This window comes from Sphingobacterium multivorum, assembly GCF_039511225.1.
Taxonomy (GTDB): domain Bacteria; phylum Bacteroidota; class Bacteroidia; order Sphingobacteriales; family Sphingobacteriaceae; genus Sphingobacterium.
This window is the reverse complement of record NZ_CP154261.1, coordinates 2,113,202-2,136,640: the sequence shown is the minus strand read 5'-3', so window position 1 is coordinate 2,136,640 and position 23,439 is coordinate 2,113,202. Positions and strand designations below refer to the sequence as shown.

General features: G+C 41.4%; 13 protein-coding genes. 4 read left to right on the top strand and 9 right to left on the bottom strand.

Features of this window, described 5'->3' with window-relative positions; translation table 11 throughout:
- Positions 1-51: 51 nt before the first annotated feature.
- Entirely contained in the window at positions 52-1,290 is a 1,239-nt protein-coding gene (gene fabF, locus AAH582_RS08725; protein WP_343321850.1) for a beta-ketoacyl-ACP synthase II, read from the top strand.
- Between the two features lie 588 nt (positions 1,291-1,878).
- On the opposite strand, the gene AAH582_RS08720 is transcribed toward fabF, so the two are convergent.
- The 3 genes from AAH582_RS08720 to AAH582_RS08710 all read right to left on the bottom strand — a co-directional run bounded on the left by AAH582_RS08720 (position 1,879) and on the right by AAH582_RS08710 (position 8,045).
- Positions 1,879-3,360: a SusD/RagB family nutrient-binding outer membrane lipoprotein gene (locus AAH582_RS08720; protein WP_046675735.1), complete on the bottom strand. Its 1,482-nt coding sequence runs from the start codon at positions 3,358-3,360 to the stop codon at positions 1,879-1,881.
- Positions 3,361-3,410: 50 nt separating this feature from the next.
- Positions 3,411-6,638 (bottom strand): SusC/RagA family TonB-linked outer membrane protein, encoded by a 3,228-nt coding sequence (locus tag AAH582_RS08715; protein ID WP_046675734.1) that lies wholly within the window; start codon positions 6,636-6,638, stop codon positions 3,411-3,413.
- 522 nt (positions 6,639-7,160) lie between these two features.
- Positions 7,161-8,045 carry an AraC family transcriptional regulator gene (locus AAH582_RS08710; protein WP_046675733.1) on the bottom strand — a complete coding sequence of 295 codons (885 nt, stop codon included), beginning with the start codon at positions 8,043-8,045 and terminating at the stop codon, positions 7,161-7,163.
- Between the two features lie 497 nt (positions 8,046-8,542).
- On the opposite strand from AAH582_RS08710, the gene AAH582_RS08705 reads away from it, so the two are divergent.
- The 3 genes from AAH582_RS08705 (at position 8,543) to AAH582_RS08695 (ending at position 13,875) form a co-directional block, all read left to right on the top strand.
- Complete coding sequence (locus tag AAH582_RS08705; protein ID WP_046675732.1) at positions 8,543-9,931, top strand: aminopeptidase P family protein; 1,389 nt, start codon at positions 8,543-8,545, stop codon at positions 9,929-9,931.
- A 73-nt stretch (positions 9,932-10,004) separates the two neighbouring features.
- The gene (locus AAH582_RS08700) at positions 10,005-12,179 is read left to right on the top strand and encodes a S9 family peptidase (RefSeq protein WP_343321849.1); all 2,175 of its coding nucleotides are present in this window, start codon (positions 10,005-10,007) and stop codon (positions 12,177-12,179) included.
- A gap of 22 nt (positions 12,180-12,201) precedes the next feature.
- On the top strand, positions 12,202-13,875 hold the full coding sequence (locus AAH582_RS08695; protein ID WP_343321848.1) for a M1 family metallopeptidase: 1,674 nt from the start codon (positions 12,202-12,204) through the stop codon (positions 13,873-13,875).
- A gap of 261 nt (positions 13,876-14,136) precedes the next feature.
- Here AAH582_RS08695 and AAH582_RS08690 read toward each other — a convergent pair whose 3' ends face one another.
- Genes AAH582_RS08690 through AAH582_RS08665 form a run of 6 tightly spaced genes read right to left on the bottom strand, consistent with a single transcriptional unit; the run spans position 14,137 to position 23,370 of the window.
- Positions 14,137-16,368, bottom strand: coding sequence for a S9 family peptidase (locus AAH582_RS08690; protein ID WP_343321847.1), 2,232 nt, complete (start codon positions 16,366-16,368; stop codon positions 14,137-14,139).
- Positions 16,355-17,779, bottom strand: coding sequence for an APC family permease (locus AAH582_RS08685; RefSeq protein WP_343321846.1), 1,425 nt, complete (start codon positions 17,777-17,779; stop codon positions 16,355-16,357). Before AAH582_RS08685 ends, AAH582_RS08690 begins: the two co-directional genes overlap by 14 nt.
- A gap of 6 nt (positions 17,780-17,785) precedes the next feature.
- Positions 17,786-19,558, bottom strand: coding sequence for a DUF885 family protein (locus AAH582_RS08680; RefSeq protein ID WP_197084133.1), 1,773 nt, complete (start codon positions 19,556-19,558; stop codon positions 17,786-17,788).
- Between the two features lie 31 nt (positions 19,559-19,589).
- Positions 19,590-20,852 carry an NAD(P)/FAD-dependent oxidoreductase gene (locus AAH582_RS08675; protein WP_343321845.1) on the bottom strand — a complete coding sequence of 421 codons (1,263 nt, stop codon included), beginning with the start codon at positions 20,850-20,852 and terminating at the stop codon, positions 19,590-19,592.
- 23 nt (positions 20,853-20,875) lie between these two features.
- Positions 20,876-21,874: a 4-hydroxyproline epimerase gene (locus AAH582_RS08670; RefSeq protein ID WP_343321844.1), complete on the bottom strand. Its 999-nt coding sequence runs from the start codon at positions 21,872-21,874 to the stop codon at positions 20,876-20,878.
- 38 nt (positions 21,875-21,912) lie between these two features.
- Complete coding sequence (locus AAH582_RS08665) at positions 21,913-23,370, bottom strand: aldehyde dehydrogenase (NADP(+)) (protein WP_046675726.1); 1,458 nt, start codon at positions 23,368-23,370, stop codon at positions 21,913-21,915.
- Positions 23,371-23,439: the final 69 nt, after the last annotated feature.

Genomic DNA, 23,439 nt, shown 5'->3' with positions numbered 1-23,439 from the left:
ACAAAAACAAATACCAATTGGTATATTAATAGATTTATATCAAAAAAAGAGATGAAAAGAGTAGTAATAACTGGCATGGGAACGATTAACCCGCTGGGAGAAAATATAGACATATTTTGGGACAACATTTTACGGGGCGAGAACCACACAACGCTTATTAGCCGTTTTGATGCCTCGTTGTTTCGAACACAGATTGCAAGTGAAATTAAGCATTTTCAACCCGAAAAATACTTAGATAGAAATGAGATTAAACGAAGTGATCTCTTTACGCAATATGCTTTGTACAGTGCAGCGCAGGCGATGGAAGATTCGGGTCTAGATCTCGATACCATGGATCCATTTGACATCGGTGTTATCTGGGGGGTTGGTCAGGGTGGAATGGAAACTTTCGAAAATGAAGTTGAGGCCTACGTAACGGGAGATTATAAACCGAGATTTAGTCCTTTCTTTGTTCCCAGACTTATCGTCAATATGGCTTCAGGCATGATTTCAATGAAATACGGCTTAAAAGGAATCAATTACACCACCGTATCGGCTTGCGCTACATCCAATACGGCCTTTATGGACGCCTTTAATTACATTAGGCTCGGCAAAGCCAAAGTCTTTATTAGCGGCGGTTCCGAAGCCCCCATCACCCCGGCTTCAGTTGGCGGCTTTTCTGCGATGAAAGCCATGTCGAGTCGGCATGATAGCCCACAGACTGCAAGCAGGCCCTTTGACCGCGATCGTGACGGTTTTGTCATGGGTGAGGGAGCTGGAGCACTCATCTTGGAGGAATACGAACATGCCAAGCAAAGGGGTGCAAAAATTTACGCAGAACTTGCTGGAGCTTCAATGACCGCAGATGCTTACCATATGACCTCTCCCCATCCTGAAGGGATAGCGGCAGCAAAAGCCATGTCACTGGCTTTGGACGAAGCAAAAATCAATGCAAGCCAGCTCGACTATTTAAATCTCCACGCGACTTCAACGCCTGTTGGTGATATTGCCGAACTTAAAGCCGTGCAACGGGCTTTTGGCAACTCAGGCAATCTTTGGGTCAGTTCTACCAAATCAATGACAGGCCATTTACTAGGAGCTGCCGGCGCTATCGAAGCAATCATTGCCATAAAATCCATCAACAATAATGTAATTCCTGCAACAATTAATATCGAAAATATTGATCCCGATATTCCCGAAGGAATTCATATTGTCGTCAATCAGCCCCTGGAAAAAACAGTTCAGACCGCAATGAGTAATGCTTTTGGTTTCGGTGGGCACAATTCGAGTATCGTCTTCAAAAAGATTTAATTTTTTTTGAAATAAATCTTGACAAAGTGTAATAAACACACTATCTTTGTAGTATCATAATTTAGGTTTATAATTGGTTATTTAAGGTTTTCATTCTCCCCGTTTGAAAACCTTTTTTTTTGCCTATTTTTTTTTCGTCAATTGCAAGTATAGATCTGCTTTTTTGAATCGCTATTCCTGTTTGAAGGTCTTTAGGTTTATTTCCAGAAGTCGAATGGGTAGACAATTAGCATCACATCCACATATCAACTTAGAGCTAATCACAATTTTCAATCAATTTTTAGACAGTGCTTGTTCACTAATTATCCAGTCACTACTGAGCTATCACTGAACGAGCACTGAACGAGCACTGAACAAGCACTGAACAAGCACTGTCTAAAACTATAATATAATTCCTACTTGATCCACAGTTGATTCGAAAAAAATTAAGGCGAAAAAGATAAGAGAAGACATTCTACCTGTCTTACACGTCCATTTGAATTCAAAATGTCGTAAACAAATATCTATTACTGACGGGATTTAAGGGTTATAAAAAAAGACAGCGAGACAACGGAAGTTGCCTCGCTGCGTAAAAATAAACATATGAAACTAAAATTTTCCTGTCCGTTTATCCCACCACATCTGTTCACCCCACACAAAATCTTTTACTTTAGTGGCTGCCGCTTCCACGTTGAGTTTATTATTTTGATATTCGCTATTAGGATAAGGAGCTCTCCATGGCTGATCATTATGCGCTGAACCATATACTGAGTTCAAAGAAGGGTAATTTGTTGTCGGCACACCTGTTCTTCGATACAAACTCCAAGCCTCATAATTTTCTTTAAAAAGTGCTACCCATTCATCCCACCAAATACGTTCTTTTGTATTATTCCATTTTCCAGCACCGGCTAGGTAGGTATCTATCCCGGTCTGAGAGACGCCATTTTCTTTCATAGAAAGATTTACCGCTTTTTCATAAGCATCTTTTGCTGTGATACCCACATTATAACCTAACATTGCTGCTTCAGCCAAACTATAATACGTTTCACAAGATTTATAAAAAGGAATAAACCCTGCAGGATCACCCATATATTTCTCTCCAATCCACGAAACAGACCGCAATACCTCTGGTCCTGATTTCGCCCCATTTGGATATCCTTTATAAGTATCTGCATCTGTCTTCTGAGCGATAGCAGCTATCCGCGGATCATTTGTGGTAACCATATGATCTATAAAAATATCTGACAATGCCCAGTTATCAATTCGCTTTCCATAGATACCCGAATTATACCAAGGTTCAAAATAAGGTAATGCACCAGGAAAATCAACATAACAATTTTCATCGTTACTCACGATTAATGGATATTTAGTTGGATTACCTGCGATTTCTTCTACTGTAGATTTAGCTAAACTGGAAGAAACCCCAGAGATACGGATTGCCATTCTCAATCGCAATGAATTACAAAATTTTTTCCACATCGCCATATCCCCGCCATAAATAACGTCGAAATCGCCTACATCGTCAGTCCCTATTCCTGCAGCCATTTCATCTGAAATCTTTTTCAGGTCAGCCATGATGGCAGGGTAGATATCTTCTTGTTTATCATATTTTGCGAGCAAGATACTTCCTTCATTTGGAAGCCCCTTAAGTGCTTCGGAATAAGGAATATCGCGCCAGCCTTCTGTCAACAAAAACCACATGTAATTCTGCCAAATTCTACCGATGGTCCGCACGTTTTTAAATGCTTCGGCCTTATCTTCGGTTTTGGCCAGCAGATCTTTGATCTGGGTATTATTATAATAACAATTATACCAACGATTCCCGTAGGTATTATTCGTTGGGATCAAGCCGGACATATAGTCCATATATTGAATTTTCACAATATAGCCCGCAAACGTTCCATAACCATCCACATCCCCTCCAAAGGATTCCGCAGTATTTCTTAATACATTGGTCAACATATTTCCTGGGGGTACATTTGGCAATGCATCTGGATCAACATTGATCTCATCAAAACTCTTGGTACACCCCGAAAAAAACATCATTGATGCCAAGGCAGGTATACTTAATTTTATAAATAAACTTTTCATAGTTTCTATCTTATCCAGAGTAATTCTATACGAGTTACTTTTTAATTACACTAAAATGAAAATCCTAATTTAAATCCAATACTTCTTGAAGAAGGCACTGTAGCCTGTTCAAAACCAACACCGCGGCTATCGCTTGACACACCACTGGTTTCAGGATCCAAACGCATTGTATTTGATTTGTGAACCCATAACAATGCCAAATTCGATCCAATCAACGAGACGTTTGCGCGTTTAATCCCTTTAATCTTACTGTAAAGATGTGAAGGAATCGTATAAGTCAAATAGGCTTCGCGCAATTTGAGGAAAGACCCATCAAACACGTAGCTTTCTGCAATACCTCCTGATTCGAACCAATCTTGCGCATTTGTTTCAATAGTATTGGCAATCCACCCTCCTTTACCATCGGACATTGCAAAACGCTCATTACTCATGACGTCTTTACCAGCGACAATAGCCCGTTCACGTACGCCATTGGCGGCGGTGATTTCAGCAACCCCTGTTGTATATGCATGACTCATCGTTTGTGACCAAATATCTCCACCTTTTCGGAAATCAAGCATAAAACCAAAGCTAAAATCCTTATATCTGAAATCATTCCGCATACTTGCTAGATAGTCTGGCGTAACATTTCCAATAATCTGATTAGGTTTAGACATAACCAAACCACTTTCATTTACTTTGATAGCACCTTTCATAGCTCCATCTTCCACACGGTCATATCCAGTACTTCTCAACGCGCCCCAAGCTTCTCCAACAGTTGCAGTATTTGCGATACCCCAAGTCCAACCTAATTGATAGGTTGTTAAATTTAACTGAGGATACAATTCCAAAATTTTATTGCGATCTCTTGAATAGTTTATGGTTGTTGTCCAATTCAGGCCATTTTCATTTTTTAAGATATCCCCTCTCAACTGCAGCTCGACCCCCTTACTTTCAATGTTACCAGCATTTAATACCATACTACTAAATCCGACCACATTGGACGTTGTTACGGGAAGGATTTGCTTCTTCGCATTCTTATGGTAATACGTGAAATCGGCATGAATCCGGTCATTTAAAAATCCAATCTCTGTACCGGTTTCCCAAGAATAAATTGATTCAGGCTCCAAATTATTAATTGCATAGGTCATACTTTTATACATCTGGGCAATACCGTTAAAAGCATTTGCTTGTGCATAGTAATAGTTCCCATTTCTATACGGAGTTGTTGCATTTCCAACTTTAGCGATATTCAGTCGAAGTTTCCAGAACGACAACGCGCTTCCCTTTAAATTGGCAAAGGACGTTGTTGGAATCCAACTTAAACTTGCTGAAGGATAGAAAAACGATTTCGTAATTGTTGAGGACCAATCATTACGCGCTGTCGCATCAAGATAAAGCTGGTCTTTCCAACCAATAGAAGCCTGGCTATAAACAGAATTGGAGCGATTATGCGCGTGGTCCATATTTGTTACTGCATCCCCTATTTTGTTGGTAATCGTATACACGCCTAATACGTTTAATCCACTAGCGCCTAAACTGTTTGATTCAAACTGATTGTCACGGTAATTGGCTCCTACGATTGCTAAAATATTGAAATCGCCAAACTGCTTATTGAAATTAGCTAAGAAGTCCGCATTAAATTCCGAGTTGCTGCTCTTAATTTCATTGAAACTTCCCAGTGGGTGATCAAAATTATAATAGTTCCGTTCGAAGATATTCGTATGGTAATAATCCAATCCTACTCTTCCTTCAAATTTTAAAAATTCATAAGGTTGATAGTATAGGGATGATTTTCCAAAAATCCGATTGGTTTTCAATGAATTTAAAGAATTGTGCATGGTATAAAAAGGATTCATATGATAATTGGAATTCCAATTATAATAGGTATAATTCCCTTGTGCATCTCTTTGATCCCAATTTTTCTTTAAGTCTTGCATATCTACTTGGCGACCAAACCAAATCAAACCATTCATTGGGTTTGCACCATCATATCCTTGCATAATCAAATTACCACTTTCCGTCCTCGTAAAATTAGACATGATATCATATGAAAACTTATCGTTGATCTTGTACTCATTGTTCAATTGAGCAGAATACTTTTTTTGATCCGTGTTTGGCACGGTTCCTTTTTGATCACGAAAAGACAACGAAGCACGAGTAGAGGATCTTTCATTTTTTGCTAACAAGGAAAGGTTGTGATTCTGAGAGTATCCGGTTTGGAAAAAATCTTTCACGTTATTAGGATGTGATATCCATGGAGTCGCTTGTCGAACGCCATTTACCACAGGACTATTGAATTGAGGCAATTGTAATCCTATATCCAACCGAGGTCCCCATGATTCGTCAAAGCCATCGTTAACGCCACCTCCTGCTCCATCTTTATAACTAAAAGATTTTTGCTGTGCATATTGCTGATAGGTTAAACCGCTGCCTAACGAATTGTAATGATATTCGTCTCCTCGATTTCCTTGACCATATGAGTTTTGATATTTTGGAATAGTTGAGGGTCTATCTATTGAAAAGTTGCCATCGTAAGACAAAAGAACACCGTCTTTAGCTCTTTTTCCAGACTTTGTCGTAATTAAGATAACACCTTTACCAGCTCGCATACCATAAAGTGCTGCTGAACCACCTTTCAGCGTAACAACGCTTTCGATATCTTCCGGATTAATATCATTTAATCCAGATCCATAATCTACGCCGGAATAGGTATTATCCCCCGAACGAACAGCATTATTGGAAATTGGAACACCATCAACTACTATTAGGGGCTGTTGATCCGAAAGAAGGGACGTATTACCACGAATTGAAATCCTCGCGGATGCCCCCACAGCACCACCAAATTGATTAACCTGTACCCCTGCAACTTTTCCGGAAAGTGCACCTGTTAAGCTCAATTGACCAGCATCCGTTAGTTCCTTAGCTTTTACCTCTTGAACCGCCGACCCTAGGGATTTTTTGTCTCTCGTGATTCCCATTGCCGTTACAACAACTTCGTCCAAATTTGTCTCATCCGATAAAAGCGTGACCTGAAGCGAAGTCTGATTGGTCAAATTTACCACTTTACGGTCATAACCCACTGCCGACACACTTAATGTCCCTGCCTGCTTATAGTTAATCGTAAATTCACCATTTTGTCCACTTTGGGTTGCTGTTCCATCTCTTAGCGTGATTGTAACTCCAGGGATAGGTTTCCCGTCTTGGTCGACCACCTTCCCCTTCAAAACTGTCTGTGCGTATACTGCCGAGCTTACCAAGACGGTAGCAGCTAGCATAGCAATACTTTTTCTGTTCATAAGTTTAGTTTCAGATGTATTAGTTTATAGTGCTTTTTATAATAACTAAGTTATAAGCACAATGCTTTCATTGTTAACCGAATTTTGACCAGTATTGCCCAATTATTAACCCTAAGTGTTAAATAATCAATTATAGCCAACTCAATTTACAGGAAAAAAGACATTATATAACACAAGGATACAATAAAACCAGATTTATCGAGGTTTTATTACGATTTCTGTAATTTAAATCCCAAAAAGACACAAACCCATCCTCGCTCACGGTATTTTAGCACAAAATCCGACCATTTGGATTTAAAAAGAGAACAACAGAAGTCAAAAAAAGAGAATTACCAACGATTTTTAGCAAATAATCGTAAAAAAAATTACTTTTTAACGCTATTTAGAAAAGTTTGAAAATATCCAAGTTCCGTCATCACGAGTTTTATACCGCTGCCTAATCTTATCCCAATTCTTAGTGAAACACATTCAGCAATATAAACTTGTGATGACGCAACAATCAAATATCCATCAGAATCGTGTTTAAATCACAGAGTAAAGTGTTTGTTTATACTGCTGCACGTACTCTTTCGGATTGCAGCCAACGATTTGCTTAAAAACCCGATTAAAATTGGTAATGCTATTAAATCCGCAGTTATAGGCAATAAATGAAACACTGTCCAAGTGATCTTCATTTAACTGGTTACATACTTCCTTGACTCTTATTCTATTGAGATAGGTAACAAAAGTAACACCACAATGCTTTTTAAAATATCGACAAAATGCCTGCGGAGTAAGATTTGCATGGTCAGCAACATCTTCCAGCGTAATTTCGTCTTTATAGTGCTCCTTAATATAATTGCAGATGAAATTAATGCGATTTGATCCGTGCATCGTATCAAAGGCAACTTCCACCCGTTCGTTACAAAGTGCTTCCGCCTCCCGTGAAATATTTGCCAATGCTCTTAATAAATAGAAAAAGTGCATTAACTTATCCATTTGGTCCGCAGATTTTAATAAACAGACCCGTTCTGCTATTTGGGAAAAATATGAATCGGGAACTTTAAACCCTCTTGAGTTGTTATAAATAAACTGATTCAGCGATTCAAATTCCTCCAGCGAAAATAGGGATTTCAGCTTTCCATTTGGGTCGAAAAAAATAGAAACGGAGCGAGATTCATTCGAGAATCCGTCCTGGGAGGCAGACTTAAATACATGTGGTTGATTCGCTCCCAAAAAGAAAATATCATTTTCCTTAAAAGGATGTAAGGTGTCCTCCACAATCAAAACTCCCTTACCTTTTTTTATCCACATTAATTGAGCTTCTTGATGTCGATGAAAATGAGGATAAAAAGTTTCTAATACATCTTCTTGTATTGTCAAGCTTTGTCCTCGCATGGTCGGCACATTAAATTGGAGCGTTTTCATAGGTTTGTTTAGTTTATGTTACTGCTTAGTTAACATAAATATAACAACTCCAAAGCAACAACACTACTTTCGAATAAAACATAAAAATAGTATACTAAAATATGTTTAGAATTCGACAATATTTAATAATCCTTTAATTATATCTCAAACAAAACAGAGAATTCGCAACAAAAATAGATGGTTAGCAAAAAAATGGGTTAAAATACAATTAGACATTGATAAATTGTGATAATTATTATTCAATGGAAAGACTGAACTTTATTAAATTTCATTTTTGGTTCTTTTTAATATAAAAAAAGCGATTATATTATTTTGTAACAATGACAATCGCTACTGATCCAAAATAGGCCTGTTAAATTATTGATTTTGAAGCGCACAAATTTTACGATATTCGTATTGGGCAATAATCCCTTAGATAGACAATCCTGCTTCAGGCCGAAGTGGAACAATTCACGATTTTAGCAAAGAAACATTACGTCCTTTAATTTCTATAACTTATGTTCAAAAAAGAAATATATCTTAAACGCCGAAATAATCTATTATCAAAGATCACAACTGGCAAAATTCTATTGCTAGGTAACATTGAAAATCCGATCAATTTTGAGCACAATACCTATCCATTTCGTCAAGACAGCAGCTTTTTATATTATATCGGTATCAAAAGTCCACGTTTGGCGGCTGTATTGGATGCTGAAAAAAACGAGACCATATTATTTGGCGACGAAATGACAATCGACGATATTGTTTGGATGGGTCAACAGCAGACTTTAGCTGAAAAGGCCGACCTTTCGGGTATCAGCAAGATTCTGCCTTTCAATCAACTCTTCGGCTATCTAAGCAAAGGAAAACAGGAGGATATTCACTATCTTCCTCCTTATCAGTCGCATAATAAATTATTACTAGAGCAGCTAACCGGCCGTACTGCAAATCAGCTTACCCCCTCTGTGACTTTGATTAAAGCAGTCGTCGCACAAAGAAGCATTAAATCGGCAGAAGAAATCCTCGAACTGGAGAAAGCGGTAGATATTGCCGTTGAGATGCATCGTATCGCTATGCGTATGACAAAACCCAACTGTTACGAATATCAGATCAGTAATGCCATGCAGCATTTTGCGCAAGATCAGGGTACCTCCTTCTCCTATCCACCGATAGTAACAAAACGGGGTGAAATCCTACACAATCATATGCAATTTCACCAACTTTATGCAGGTGATCTGCTGCTCAATGATTCGGGTGTCGAAACCGCTATGGGCTATGCGTCAGACTTGACCAGAACCTTTCCTGTAGGAAAACGTTTCACTTCGTTACAAGAGGAAATATACCAGATCGTTTTACATGCATTTAAAACGGCAGAGCAGCTCCTGACTGCCGGAATCCACTTTAAAGAAATTCATTTAAAAGCTTGTGAAGCGCTTGTAGACGGACTTATACAAACAGGATTTATGAAAGGGAATACGCAAGATGCTGTCGCGAACCATGCCCATGCACTTTTCTTCCAATGTGGACTCGGCCATATGCTCGGCCTCGATGTACATGATATGGAAGATCTCGGCGAGCAATATGTTGGTTATACCGAAGCAGAACCAAAGGATACCCAAACTTTTGGCATTAAATCGCTGCGGCTCGGTAAGAAACTGGAAGTCGGCAATGTGCTAACCGTTGAACCCGGCATCTATATTATTCCAGAACTAACGCAGCTTTGGGAGCAACAAAATTTACACAAAGAATTTATCAACTATGATTTCTTAAATAAACACCTTGATTTTGGTGGGGTTCGTATTGAAGACAATTACTTGATCGAGCAGAATGGATACCGACGTCTCGGACAATACCTTGAACGTGAAATCCAGGAAATCTATCAGCTTAAAGACAATCCAATTGACTAAATAAACTCGTGATAAAACCTTGAAAGTGAACTGAAATCTTTTTTGGGGATTCTTAAAAAAAACAGATAAACAAATGAACAGAATTAAACAGTTAATCTTTATTATCCTTATACTGGTTTTTTATGCGCCAAATTTACTTGTTGCACAGCGATTGTGGACAGATCATGGTGACCAGTATTATGAATTTTCCGACAAGGGAATAGAAACGGTAAATCCGATAAATGGCATGCGGACAGTCTTCCTTTCGCAGCAATTACTTATTCCAAAAGGCGCGACGGCGGCCTTAAAGGTCGAAAATTTTTCCATCTCCAAAAATAAGGAGCTTATTTTGATCTATACCAATAGCAAAAGAGTATGGCGAGAGAATACGCGCGGTGATTATTGGGTTTACAACAAGAAGACCAATCAATTGCAGCAACTAGGCAAGAAATTCCCAGCCTCGCAACTGATGTTTGCGAAGTTTAACCCGCAAGCAGATAAAGTAGCTTACGTGAACAAAGCTGACCATAATATTTACCTCGAGGATCTCGCGAATGGCAGCATTGTTTCGGTTACTAACGATGGTACGGACCGCTTAATCAATGGTACTTTCGACTGGGTATACGAAGAAGAATTTGGCTGTAAAGATGGTTTCCGCTGGTCGCCGGATGGTGCTTCCATTGCTTATTGGAAACTGGATGCCCGCAACATTCGCAATTTCTTGATGATCAACAATACCGATAGCCTCTACTCCTACACCATTCCTGTGGAGTATCCTAAAGTGGGACAATCACCGAGTGCCTGCTCCATATGGACTTATGAACTTGCAAATGAAAAGAGCACAAAGATCAATATCCCCGGAGATCCCAACCAGCATTATATCCCCCGTATGGAATGGTGCCTTGATAGCAAACAACTTATTTTGGAACAGCTCAATAGAAAACAGAATCAGAGCAAGATTTATACTGTTGCGCTTTCCAATAATAAAGCGCAAAACATACATCAGGAACAAAGCGACTCGTGGATTGATATCAAAGCACGGTGGAACAACAACGATCCTTCCGGATGGGACTGGGTTCAAGGTGGAAAGGCCTTCATCTGGGTATCCGAAAAAGACGGTTGGCGAAAAATTTACCAGATCGATCTAGCGGGCAATGAAAAACTGATCATGAAAGCCGATTATGATATGATCAACCTTGATTTTTTCGATCCGAAAAATGAAACTATTTATTTTACAGCCTCTCCAAGCAATGCGACACAAAAATACCTCTATAGTGTGTCTACAAAAGGCGGCGTTCCAAAACGACTGACTCCAGCCTCCTATGAGGGAACCTGCGATTATGATATTTCAAAAGACGGTAAAATTGCCATCTTCAACTTTAGCAACCGGACAACATTACAGCACAATGCCGTTATTGAATTACCGACTCACAAAATACGCGTAGACTTTGAACTGAAACGTGAAAAGAAAGTCAGCGACGGCATTGCGGAGTTTTTTAAAGTTAAAACTACCGACGGTATTGAATTAGATGGTTGGATGGTAAAGCCCCTGGATTTTGATCCCAATAAAAAGTATCCTGTTGTCTTTATGGTCTACGGCGAACCCGCATCACAAACTGTCATAGACAATTTTGGAGCAGGTTACAACAGTCTCTATAAGGGAAATATGGCGCAGGACGGTTACATTTATATTTCGTTGGATAATCGCGGAACGCCTGCTCCTAAAGGCAGTTCTTGGCGAAAAAGCATCTACCGCAATATCGGAAAGCTCAATATTCGCGACCAGGCTCTAGCAACGCAAGAAATACTGAAATGGCCGTTTGTCGACAATTCACGCGTGGCCGTTTGGGGCTGGAGCGGTGGCGGATCAAGCACGCTTAATCTGCTTGGGCAATATCCGCAGATCTATAAAACCGGTATTGCCATTGCCGCGGTAGCCAATCAGTTACTTTACGACAATGTATATCAGGAACGCTACATGGGGCTCCCACAAGAAAACCTGGCAGATTTTGAAAACGGCTCGCCACTGAAATATGCAAAAAATATCAAAGGCAACCTACTCTACATCCATGGAACCGGCGACGACAATGTGCACTATCAAAATGCAGAAGTCCTGATCAATGAGCTGATCAAAAATAACGTGCAGTTCCAGTTGATGTCTTATCCGAACCGCAGCCATTCCATTAGCGAGGGACAGGGCACACATGAGCATTTAAGGACATTATTTACAAACTATCTCAAATTACATTGCCCTCCGGGAGGAAGATAGACTGAATAATTTTTATCAAAAAATGAAAAGAATACTATTATATGCATTGGGTACCTGCGGTCTATTGAGCGCAGGTATACAGCAATCGGCAGCGCAGCTGATGAAAGAAAAAAATGAATTCACCAGAGCGGATTCACTGCGCGGATACCTAACACCACTACGCACCTGCTACGACATCCAATACTATCATCTGGATGTTAAGGTGGATATAGACAATAAATATATTTCAGGTTCAAACCTTTTCCGTTTCAAGGCCACGACTGATTTTAACCGCCTGCAATTTGATCTTTTTGCAAATCTTAAAGTCAATAAAGTCATTTATAAAGGGGAAGAACTTTCCTTTACCAGAGAACACAACGCTGTCTTTGTCGAATTCCCTACTGCGATCAAGAAAGGAACACAGGATGAATTTACCGTGTTTTATGAAGGTCATCCGACAGAGGCTGTTAAAGCGCCCTGGGATGGTGGCTTTGACTGGAAAAAAGACAGCAAGGGCAAGCCTTGGGTAGCCACCGCCTGCCAGGGTATGGGTGCGAGTGTATGGTGGCCAAACAAAGATCATCAATCCGATGAAGTGGACAGTATGCTCATTTCCATTGCCGTTCCCAAGGAGGTGATGAATGTGTCCAATGGCCGCCTGGTCAAAGTAGAAAAAATGAAGGATGGCTATACCAAGTACCATTGGAAAGTCTCCAATCCGATCAACAACTACAATGTCGCCATCAATATTGGCGATTATGTTCATTTTAAGGAAAAATATAAGGGTGAAAAAGGGCCTTTGGATGTTGATTACTATATCTTGCGCGAAAATGATACAGCAGAAAAGAAAGCCCATCTTCAAAAAAATGCCAATCAGACCTTAGAGGCTTTTGAACATTGGTTTGGTCCATATCCGTTCTATGAAGATGGCTATAAACTCGTTGAAACCTACCATACAGGCATGGAACACCAGAGTGCCATCGCTTATGGAAACCATTACCAAAATGGCTATCGCGGCGGCGATGCGTCGGGAACTGGCTGGGGACATAAATGGGATTTTATTGTGGTCCACGAATCTGGCCACGAATGGTTTGGCAACAATATTACCTCGGCCGATCTGGCCGATATGTGGATCCACGAAAGCTTCACGAATTATTCTGAAGGTTTATTTATCGACTATTTCTATGGCAAAGAAGCCAGCCAGGCTTACGCGCATGGTATCCGAACTGGAATCCAAAATGACAGCCCCATACAGGGTCCCTACCACGTCAATAAAGAAGGATCTGGCGATATGTATCCCAAAGGCGGTGTCATGCTCAACATGATCCGTACAATGATTGACAACGATGAAAAATGGCGAAATATTCTCCGGGGATTAAACAGCACATTTTATCATCAGCAAGTCGATTATAATGATATTGTCAACTACGTGACCCAGCAATCCGGTTTAGACCTGTTAAAAGTATTTGAACAGTATGTACAGCATGCCGCTATACCTACACTTGAAATCAAACAAGATCCTTCAGGGAGAGTCTTGGGCCGCTGGATCAGTGAAGTCAAAGGCTTTCATATGCCGATACATATCGGGATAAAAGGTCAAAAAAGAGAACTTATCCAATTGGATCAGCATTTCAGACCGATTAAAATAGCCGGTTTAACGAAAGATAATATTGATATCGATACGTTCAACTATTATGTTGGCGTATTGGTCGAATAAAACGGATTCAAGGTTACAGACATAAAATAAATGCAACGCCCCGGAAAGTAAGTCACTTTCTGGGGCATTGTATTTATTGAACCACTCTTATCGCTTCATAAGTATTCCCAATTGGACCCTTCATGACTTCGCAAACACCAAAAGCGATGAAAGCAAACTGAAGGTTCCTTCTGTCCAATAAGATCAGGTACTTTCAGAAAAAATAGGCAATAAACCCACATTACAGGATCATTCATTACAGGATCATTAGCCTACTAACGATCAATACTGACTCCATACAGGCGGGTCTACGCCAAGTAGATGTTTAACAAAATAGTCCCTCCTTTTTCGTTCACCATAATCTCCCCCAGAAGAATGTCCCATCCCAGGAACCATAATAAAATCATGGTTCTTACGCGCTTTGATCAAAGCATCAACCAATTGGAAAGTGGATGAAGGATCCACATTATCATCCAGTTCTCCAACAATCAACAAAAGATTTCCTTCCAGCTTAGCTGCATTTTCAATATTGGAGCTGGCCGCATATTCAGGCCCTACAGGCCAGCCCATCCATTGCTCGTTCCACCATATTTTATCCATTCGGTTATCGTGGCAACCACAGGAGGAAACACCAACTTTGTAAAACTCCGGATGGAATAACAGCGCGCCCGTCGAGCTTTGACCGCCAGCCGACGTTCCATAGATCCCTACTCTACCGATATCCATGTATTTGTATTGTTTCGAAGCGGCCCGCATCCAGGCGATCCGATCGGGAAAGCCCGCATCTTTCAGATTTTTCCAACAGATATCATGAAAAGCCTTTGAACGATTTGACGTCCCCATTCCATCGATCTGCACCACGATAAAGCCCAATTCCGCCAATTCATACATCCCACTCGGGTTGCTGTAGAATGATTTGGGCACGAAAGAGCTATGCGGTCCCGCGTAAATATATTCGATGACAGGATAACTTTTTGCAGGATCAAAATTGGTCGGTCGAATAATAATACCCCAGATATCCGTTGCACCATCCCGTCCCTTGGCTTTAAAGACTTCTGGAGCACGCCAGCCTACCGCTTCGAGCAAGCTGCTGTTTGTTTTCTCCAGTTCCATGATAAGACGACCATGGTTTTCGCGCAATACTGAAATTGGCGGCTGATCAACTCGGGAATAGGTATCCACAAACAAGGAATAGTCTTTATTGAAAAAAGCTTGATGATTTGCATTTTCTTCCGTCAGCAGTTTTAAGCCTTTTCCATCTAAACCGATTGAATAATAATGGATCAAATAGGGATCTTCCTCTGCATTCATACCACTGCCTTCAAAAATGACCGTTCGTTTGTCAGCGTCGACATGTACAACTTTCCGAACCACCCAATTTCCCTTTGTGATTTGATTTTTCACTTTTCCAGTAGATCCATCATAAAGATACAGGTGGTTCCATCCGTCACGCTCAGAAGCCCACACAATTTCCTTTCCATCGGCTAGATCCTCCCGATATTTCTTACCGCTATAATCGATAAAGGTCTTATTTTGTTCTCGGATCAAATAACTGGACATACCGCTATTGGCATCCATTTGCATGACACCATAGACCTGATGCCCGCGTTTGTTATACTCGAAGGTAAATGCTCTACTGTCATCTCGCCAGGATAATTCCGAAAGATAAAATTGATTCGGTATAAGCTCCGCATCAAATACCCACAGTTTATCTTTTTCGAGATCATATAAAACGGGTAGTTTTTGCGCTAATTCGTCACCAGGTTTGACATAATCTCGTGTCTGAATCTTTGGCTGTAATTGATCTTTAGGGGAAGATTCAATAAGCGTCAGTTGTCTGATCTCTATTTTTTGTGTTTTTACTGTAGCCAATTTCCGGCTATCCGGTGCCCATTGAATATCATTGCTATAGTAGTTTGACGTATTACCATCAAACGTAATTTGTCGCGCCTGATTTAAGTTTCCCTTCTTTGCTAAGAAAACATTATTGTTGCGGATAAAAGCAACATGTATTTTATCTGGAGATTCAACTTCCCGATAGGTATTTCCTTGTTCACGCTGCCCCCAATATCGCGGATTGCGCTCTTTACTTCCACTTGCAGCGCCCTGGCTCAATTGCGAGGAACGGCGGTTCCAGATCCAAAAGTAGCCCGCGATGTCGAGCGACACTTGATCTTGATCCATCAATTTTATCTGATCATTGGAAATAACGCGATTTTCGACTTTTCGTTCCAGCTTTTCATCCACCAAGGAAAATACCTTCGTTAGATCAAACAGCGGTTCTTTTGTTTTTGCCTGGGGATTGACCAAAATGTACTCTTTTCCCTGCGCCGTATTTCGATCATACCAAAACAGGTCCCCCCGATCATTCCAATAAAACTGCCCCGGTAGATTTTCGATTTTATTGGTCAATTGTTTTTTTAGGTTTTGTGCACGGGTATAATCTACCAAAGTTCCTTGACCAAACAGAAACTGTGCAGACAACAACAAAACCACTGTACTAAGAAACTTCATATTTTCTTCGCTTAGGATTGATTAAATAATAGATCGGGATACCCAATAGTGCAATGATAATGCCTGGCCAGGTATAATTTGGTTTAAAAATTACCATCAAGCCGATAAAGGCTAGCCCCATCAGAATATAAAGAATGGGAAGAAAAGGATATCCAAATGCTTTATAGGGTCTGTTCAAATCTGGACGCGTGATACGGAGGCGAATAATACCTGCAATCGCAAGGACATAAAAGATCACGACCACACAGGTAATCATATCCAATAAGTCACCATATTTTCCGGTCAAACACCATATTGACGCAGCAAGACACTGTATCCAGAGGGCCCAGGCGGGTACCGCATGTGCATTCAGCTTGCCTGCCCTTTTAAAAAACAAACCATCTTTAGCCATGGAATAATACACCCTCGCACCGGCCAGGATAATTCCATTATTGCAACCGAAGGTACTAATCATGATCATAATGGCTATAATCGTGATCCCAAAAGGGCCGAATACTTCTTGTGCCACACTCATCGCTACCCGATCCTTTGGTGCGTTGACCATAGCTTCCAAAGGCAATATGCCCGTATACATTAAATTGGTCAACAGATAGATGACGGTGACCAGCAAAGTCCCTAATGCCAGACTCAATCCGATATTGCGTTGCGGATTCTTAATTTCGCCCGCTACAGCTGAGGATGAGTGCCAAGAATCGCTACTGAAGAGGGCTCCGACCATAGCCGCAGAAAAAGCACCCATTGCTGAAAACCCATCATAAGATGTGTAGGTTCCATCCACATTTAAGCGGCGCATGGACCAAAGCGAAATATTGTCCCAGTTCAAAGCCCAAACTTCATGTTTCAAAGCCAGGAAGCCAAAGAGCAACAAAAGCAACAGGCTCCCAATTTTGATCAATGTAATGGATGTCTGCACACGCTTTCCGCTATTTACACCCCTTGAATTAATGTAGGTTAATACCATAATGACCGCAATGGCCAGCACCTGTGCTGCCGAGACGCGGTAATCTGACCATTCAAGCAGATAGACATCTTCGTCCATAAAGGGGAAAAGGTAGGCAGTGAATTTAGCGAACGCAACGCCGACGGCGGCGATTGTCGCGGTTTGTATCACAGCAAAAAATGTCCAGCCAAATACAAAACTCAATACGGGACCATAAGCCTCCCGAAGATAAATATATTGGCCACCGGCCTTGGGAAACATCGCGCTGAGTTCACCATAACTCAATGCAGCTGTTAAAGTCATAAATCCACAGATTAGCCAGACAATCATCATCCAACCCGCAGAACCGGTATTGCGTGCGATATCTGCAGAAACGATGAAAATTCCAGAACCAATCATACTTCCAACAACAAGCATCGTTGCATCGAGCAATCCCAGCGACTTTTGAAAAGTTTGTTTTGACTCACTCATAAACACCTAGTTGTTAAAATGATAGAATTTCCAATTTGTCTCATGGTCTGGTTTTAATTGCTCGCCTTTGATAATCGCTCTTAGCATTTCCATGGGCAGGTAATTTTCTTTAATCACACGATCATGAAAATCAGCAAATGACATTTTACCCTGATCAACCACCTCCTCTTTGATCCGCATCAGTTGTAATCCGCCGACCAGATAAGCCAACTGGTATAAGGGATCATATGAACCTTCAAAAGACCTCTTTACTTCACCATGGGCATTAGCAGACTCAAATCCCACCCTGTTTACCAAGTAATCTATGCATTGCTGCGGCGTCCATTCACCCAAATGAAATTTAATACTAAAGGTTATTCGCGCACAGCGGTGCATACGCCAAAATAACATTCCTATACGCTCTTCGGGAGTTTTGGCAAATCCTTTACTATACAATAATAATTCCCAATAAAGTGTCCATCCTTCTGTCCAAAAGGGTGTATTAAACGCTTCCTCGCGATAAGGCTTGTAGCGCCTATTCATAAAATATTGCAAATGATGACCGGGGACCAATTCATGCTGCACAGTACCGCGGGAGAAATAAGGATTATTACCACGCATACTCATCAATTTTGCCTGTTGATCCATCGTGTTGGTTGGATATGATATACTAATTTCCCGACCACCCGTAAAAAAAGGGTTGACACGCTGACGTTCTGGGGTCATCATGATCATTCCCCAAGTTTCATCTGCCAGTTCAGGAATATCCATGAGTTTATTTTTTTGAATAAACTGCTGTGCATCGTTATACAATTTCAGGATGAGTTCCGGCTGTTTCCCAATTGGAACGTAGGAGTTTTTAACCTGCTCCTGTGCTGCCCGCCAGTCGTCGCCAAACCCCATTTCACGACTCGCTTTCAATAACTCTGCTTCACACCATTTAAACTCTTGATCAGCCAATTTTAGCAGATCGGCAGCTGTATAACTGATCATTTCAGCTTTGAGTCTTCGGTTTATTTCTTTTTCGCCAATGGGCACACCCGCAATCTGGCTACCATCATCAAAAACTTTCCGGTCGCTTTTTGCGGCTAATTTCTCCTTATAATCCGACAATTTACTTTTCACCTGTTGAAATATGGCGGGTACCCACCAGGTAAATTCAGGGTCGTACCCATTATAGAAATCGAAGGTGCTTGTTATCCTTAAATCCAAAGAATTTAATAGGCCAACCAAAAAGTTCACATCTGCATCAGGAATATTGGTCTTTTCTTGCAAAGCGGTTATCGATCGATCGATTTCATCGACAACCCGCGTCAGCTCTTTCGCGACATCTTCTCCCGCCAAACGTTTTCCTCGACGACGTTCCTTTTCGAGTTTAAATATTCGTTGTGCAAAAGGTAAATACAGGGATAACCTGTTGTAATTCGACTCATGTTCTTTCAGTGCAAGGAGATCACTTTTTAGTTTGCGCTTCAGTAAGATAAAATCCACCTGCCCAGATGTTTCAAGTTCTTCATAGGGAAATTTGTCCAATTTGTTCAAATATTCGTTATCCAAACGTTGAAGACGAGCCAGCTGTTCGGGCGATGCTGCAGCCTGTTGATTGCCCCAGCCTTTGGGCATCGGACCATAGAAATAGTTGATTGCCTCAACATCGTGCCCGTATTGCACGATATAAGGTTCTAAAGGAGTTGTATGGTCGTATAATTTCATCTTTTGTGCATGTGTGGATACCGGGAATAGAAAGAGCAGTCCATAAAACAATGTTTTGGGGGCTTTAAAAGAAAAAGAACGATTCATAATTTAGGTGTTGGTTTATATCATAATTTTATCAGTCGAAACGATCTGGCCTAAAACCAGCGATTTCAGACTCTATTTTCTGTCCTGCCAATAAATCTGCAACAACTTTCCCATAAGCAGGGCCCAGGCTCAAGCCCATCATACCACCCCCACCGGCAACCAGGACATTATCAAATTTTTTCAATCTTCCCAGATAAGGCAATCCATCAGGCGAGCAGGGTCTGTAACCATACCATATTTTTTCGCTTGGGTAATCGACCTTCAATTCTGGATAATATTTAGGAATAGATTCTACAATTCCGCGGACGCGGTTTTCATAAATCCGGTCATTTGCCGGTCCCAATTCCATCGTACCGCTGAAGCGGATCTGACCATTCATGGGGGTTACCGCAACACGGGCCTCCAGTAATAATGCCGCATGATTCAGGGTCTGCTCGCCCTGGGGCTGATACATAAAAGAATATCCTTTTCCGGGCATAAGCGGTGTATTCACATGCAACTTTGAGGTCAACTGGGGCAAATAAGCACCGCCGGTTAACACAAAAGCATCTGCCTGAAAACTTCCCTTATTGCTAATCGCCTCTTTCACCCTATTTCCGGTTGTTATAAATTTATGGACTTCAGTTTCTTCGAAAAAAGCAACACCTGCGGCTTTCAGGTATTGAATCAATTGCTGCATTAACTTGGGAGGATATAGTTTTCCATCGCAGCGATAAAGTATAGCACCCAATACATCCAGTTTCAGGTTGGGTTCCAGTTCTTGAACGGTATTTCCTTCCAGGATATCGACATCGAGTCCGAGGTCCTGTGCACGATGTGCCAGCTCAATCTCCTCATATTGCATTTCTTTCGATTTATACATCATCAGGATGCCATTCTGCTTCAGTTCAAAATCAAAATTATCTTCTTGGGCCAGTTCGTCATACAAGCGGCTGCTATAGAGATTCAGGTCACGTATGGCGGAAGCATGTTGCTCCACATGCGTGCGGTTGGCATGTTTTAGGAATTTCAGACCCCAATTGATCAACCGCGGATTGAGCGAAGGTCGTACATAAAAGGGGCTTTTACTATTGAACATCCACTTTATTCCTTGCGCGACTATCCCGGGGGCTGCCAAGGGCGTAAAATGACTGGGGACGATCATGCCTGCATTGCCATAAGAACAATTATTGTCCAAAGTATTTTTTTCCAGGATTTTCACATCCCAACCATCTCTCACCAGGTAATAGGCCGAAGCAAGACCAGCAATTCCAGCACCTATTACAACAACTGTACCTCTATTATTTTCTTTCACGTTGCTCTTTTCTTATTAATGTATTAAATCACCTGAAAACCGCCAAAATAAGGATCTTCATCATCCAAAAAAATGGTGTTATATCCTGTTATCCGTGCCCAGCCTTCGATGGACGGCACAATAGCAGGCTTACCATCCACGGTTGTTTCCGCTTCAATTTTGCCGGTAAATTGTGAACCAATATAACTTTCATGTATAAATTCCGTTCCTTTTTTAAGCTTCCCTTTCGCGTACCACTGCGCCATACGCGCCGAAGTACCTGTACCACAAGGAGAACGATCCAAGGCATTATCGCCAACCAGTACGGCGTTTCGTCCGGACGAGTTGGGAAGCGTTGGATTACCTGTCCATTGGATATGTGTCAACCCATGAATATTCGCATCTTCGGGATGAACAAAAGCATATTTTTCGTTGAGCAGTTGACGAATTATTTTGCCATAATGGATCAATTGGCTCGCAGAATAAGAACTGATATCGTCAAAATTAGCCTGCGGATCAATAATACCATAGAAATTGCCACCGTAGGCAACATCGACGCTGATAATTCCTAAATCTAGACAGTCTACCGTTAGCCCTTCAGCATATAAAAAAGACTTGACGTTAGTAAGCTTTACGCTTTTCACCTTAGGACCCTCTTGAACATAGTCGATATGTACAAGTCCTGCCGGAGTTTCCAACCTTAATTTTCCGGGAATTTTAGGTTGAACGAGTCCCTCCTCGATGGCAATCGTTACGGTACCGATCGTTCCGTGTCCGCACATAGGCAGACAACCACTGGTCTCAATATAAAGAACGCCGATATCATTTTGCGGATCAAATGGTGGATAAAGCATACTTCCACTCATCATGTCATGTCCCCTTGGTTCAAACATCAATCCTTTGCGAATCCAATCGTACTCACGTATAAAATGCAATCTGCGCTCCATCATGGAATTACCCGCTAGCAATGGGGTTCCCCCTGCAACCAATCGTACGGGACAACCACAGGTATGCGAATCAATACAAAAAAAAGTCTTCTTCATTTCTGATTCCTTGTTGTTTATATGGTCATTTATCTATATTATGCTTTCGTCCATTGTTGATTGACCAGACGATCAATTTGTAATGGGTTTCCGTCTTGTAGCTCTTTAGGCAAAAACTCATTCGGCCAATTTTGGAAGCTAAAAGGTCGGACGAACCGTTTTACCGCATCTGGCCCTACCGAAGTAAAACGAGCATCTGTGGTTGCGGGATAAGGTCCGCCATGCTGCATGGCATACTGAACCTCTACGCCTGTTGGCATGCCCTGGAATAGCAGTCTTCCACATTTGTCTTGCGCCATTGCAAAAAGAGCCGGGCATTCGCGCATGTCCTGCGCTGTAGCTGCGAAAGTCAGGGTAATCTGCCCATCAAGCTGTTGCATGACAAGATTCATCTCATTTTGGTCGGCACAGGATACAATCAACCCAAAAGGTCCAAAAACCTCTTCCAGCAAGTTGGGATTGTTTAAAACCTGACTGGCTTCAGTTTCGACAAGCACAGCCCGGGCAAAATCATGTGGTGTATTATCTTCCCCTTCTTCCAATACGCTGATCCCTTCCGATTGAACCATTTCGCCTTTTAGGCGATTGTAACTATCCAAGATACCGGCATGTAACATTTTCCCTGTAGCAGCAGTTTTTAGTTCGCTCTTTAAGGCCAGTTTGAGCCGATCAAACGGTTCGCCCGCCAAGCCTACCAATACGCCCGGATTGGTACAAAACTGCCCTACACCGAGGAGTAACGACCCAATATACTGCTTTGCAAATGCTTCCAGATGATTAGCGAGGTAGTCTTGCAAAATAAAAACCGGATTTACGCTTCCCATTTCAGCAAATACCGGAATAGGTTCAGGTCTCGACTGCCCTAAATCAAACAAGGCTTTTCCGCCACGAAATGAACCTGTGAATGCCACAGCCTTTACCTGTTTATGGCTAACCAACTGTTGTCCAACAGCGAATGAATCCGACAGCACATGATTAAAAACACCAGTTGGAACGCCCTGTTTTGAAACCGCACGATCAATGGCGTCAGCCATTAATTGGGAGGTTTTAAGATGCGCAGGATGAGCCTTTACGATGACTGAACAGCCGGCACCAATGGCACTTGCAGTATCTCCGCCAGCAGTTGAAAAGGCGAAAGGAAAATTACTCGCACCAAAGACGACCACCGGACCAAGTCCTTTATTATATTTCCTTAAATCAAATTGGCCATTTGGATCCCGATCTATCCGAGCTTCACTGTATAAACCAGTACGAACGGCATCGGCATATCGACGCCATTGATTGACTGTTCTCGCCTTTTCACCCTGCAGTCTTCCCAAAGGTAGTGCGGTTTCCAAATGAGCCGTTTCAATCAATATTTCGCCCAATTCCTCAATTTCAGCGGCAATGGCATACATCAATTCCGCTCGTTCGATAACATCCGTTTGTTGAAGAAACTGAAATCCAGCCTCCGCCTGTTTTACGACGTAATCAATCTCATTTTCGTTTCTATCCATTCCTTTTGTTTTTATAGTAAGTAGTATCTTCAAAAATCATTAAAAACCTTCCCTATATTTTCACTCCTT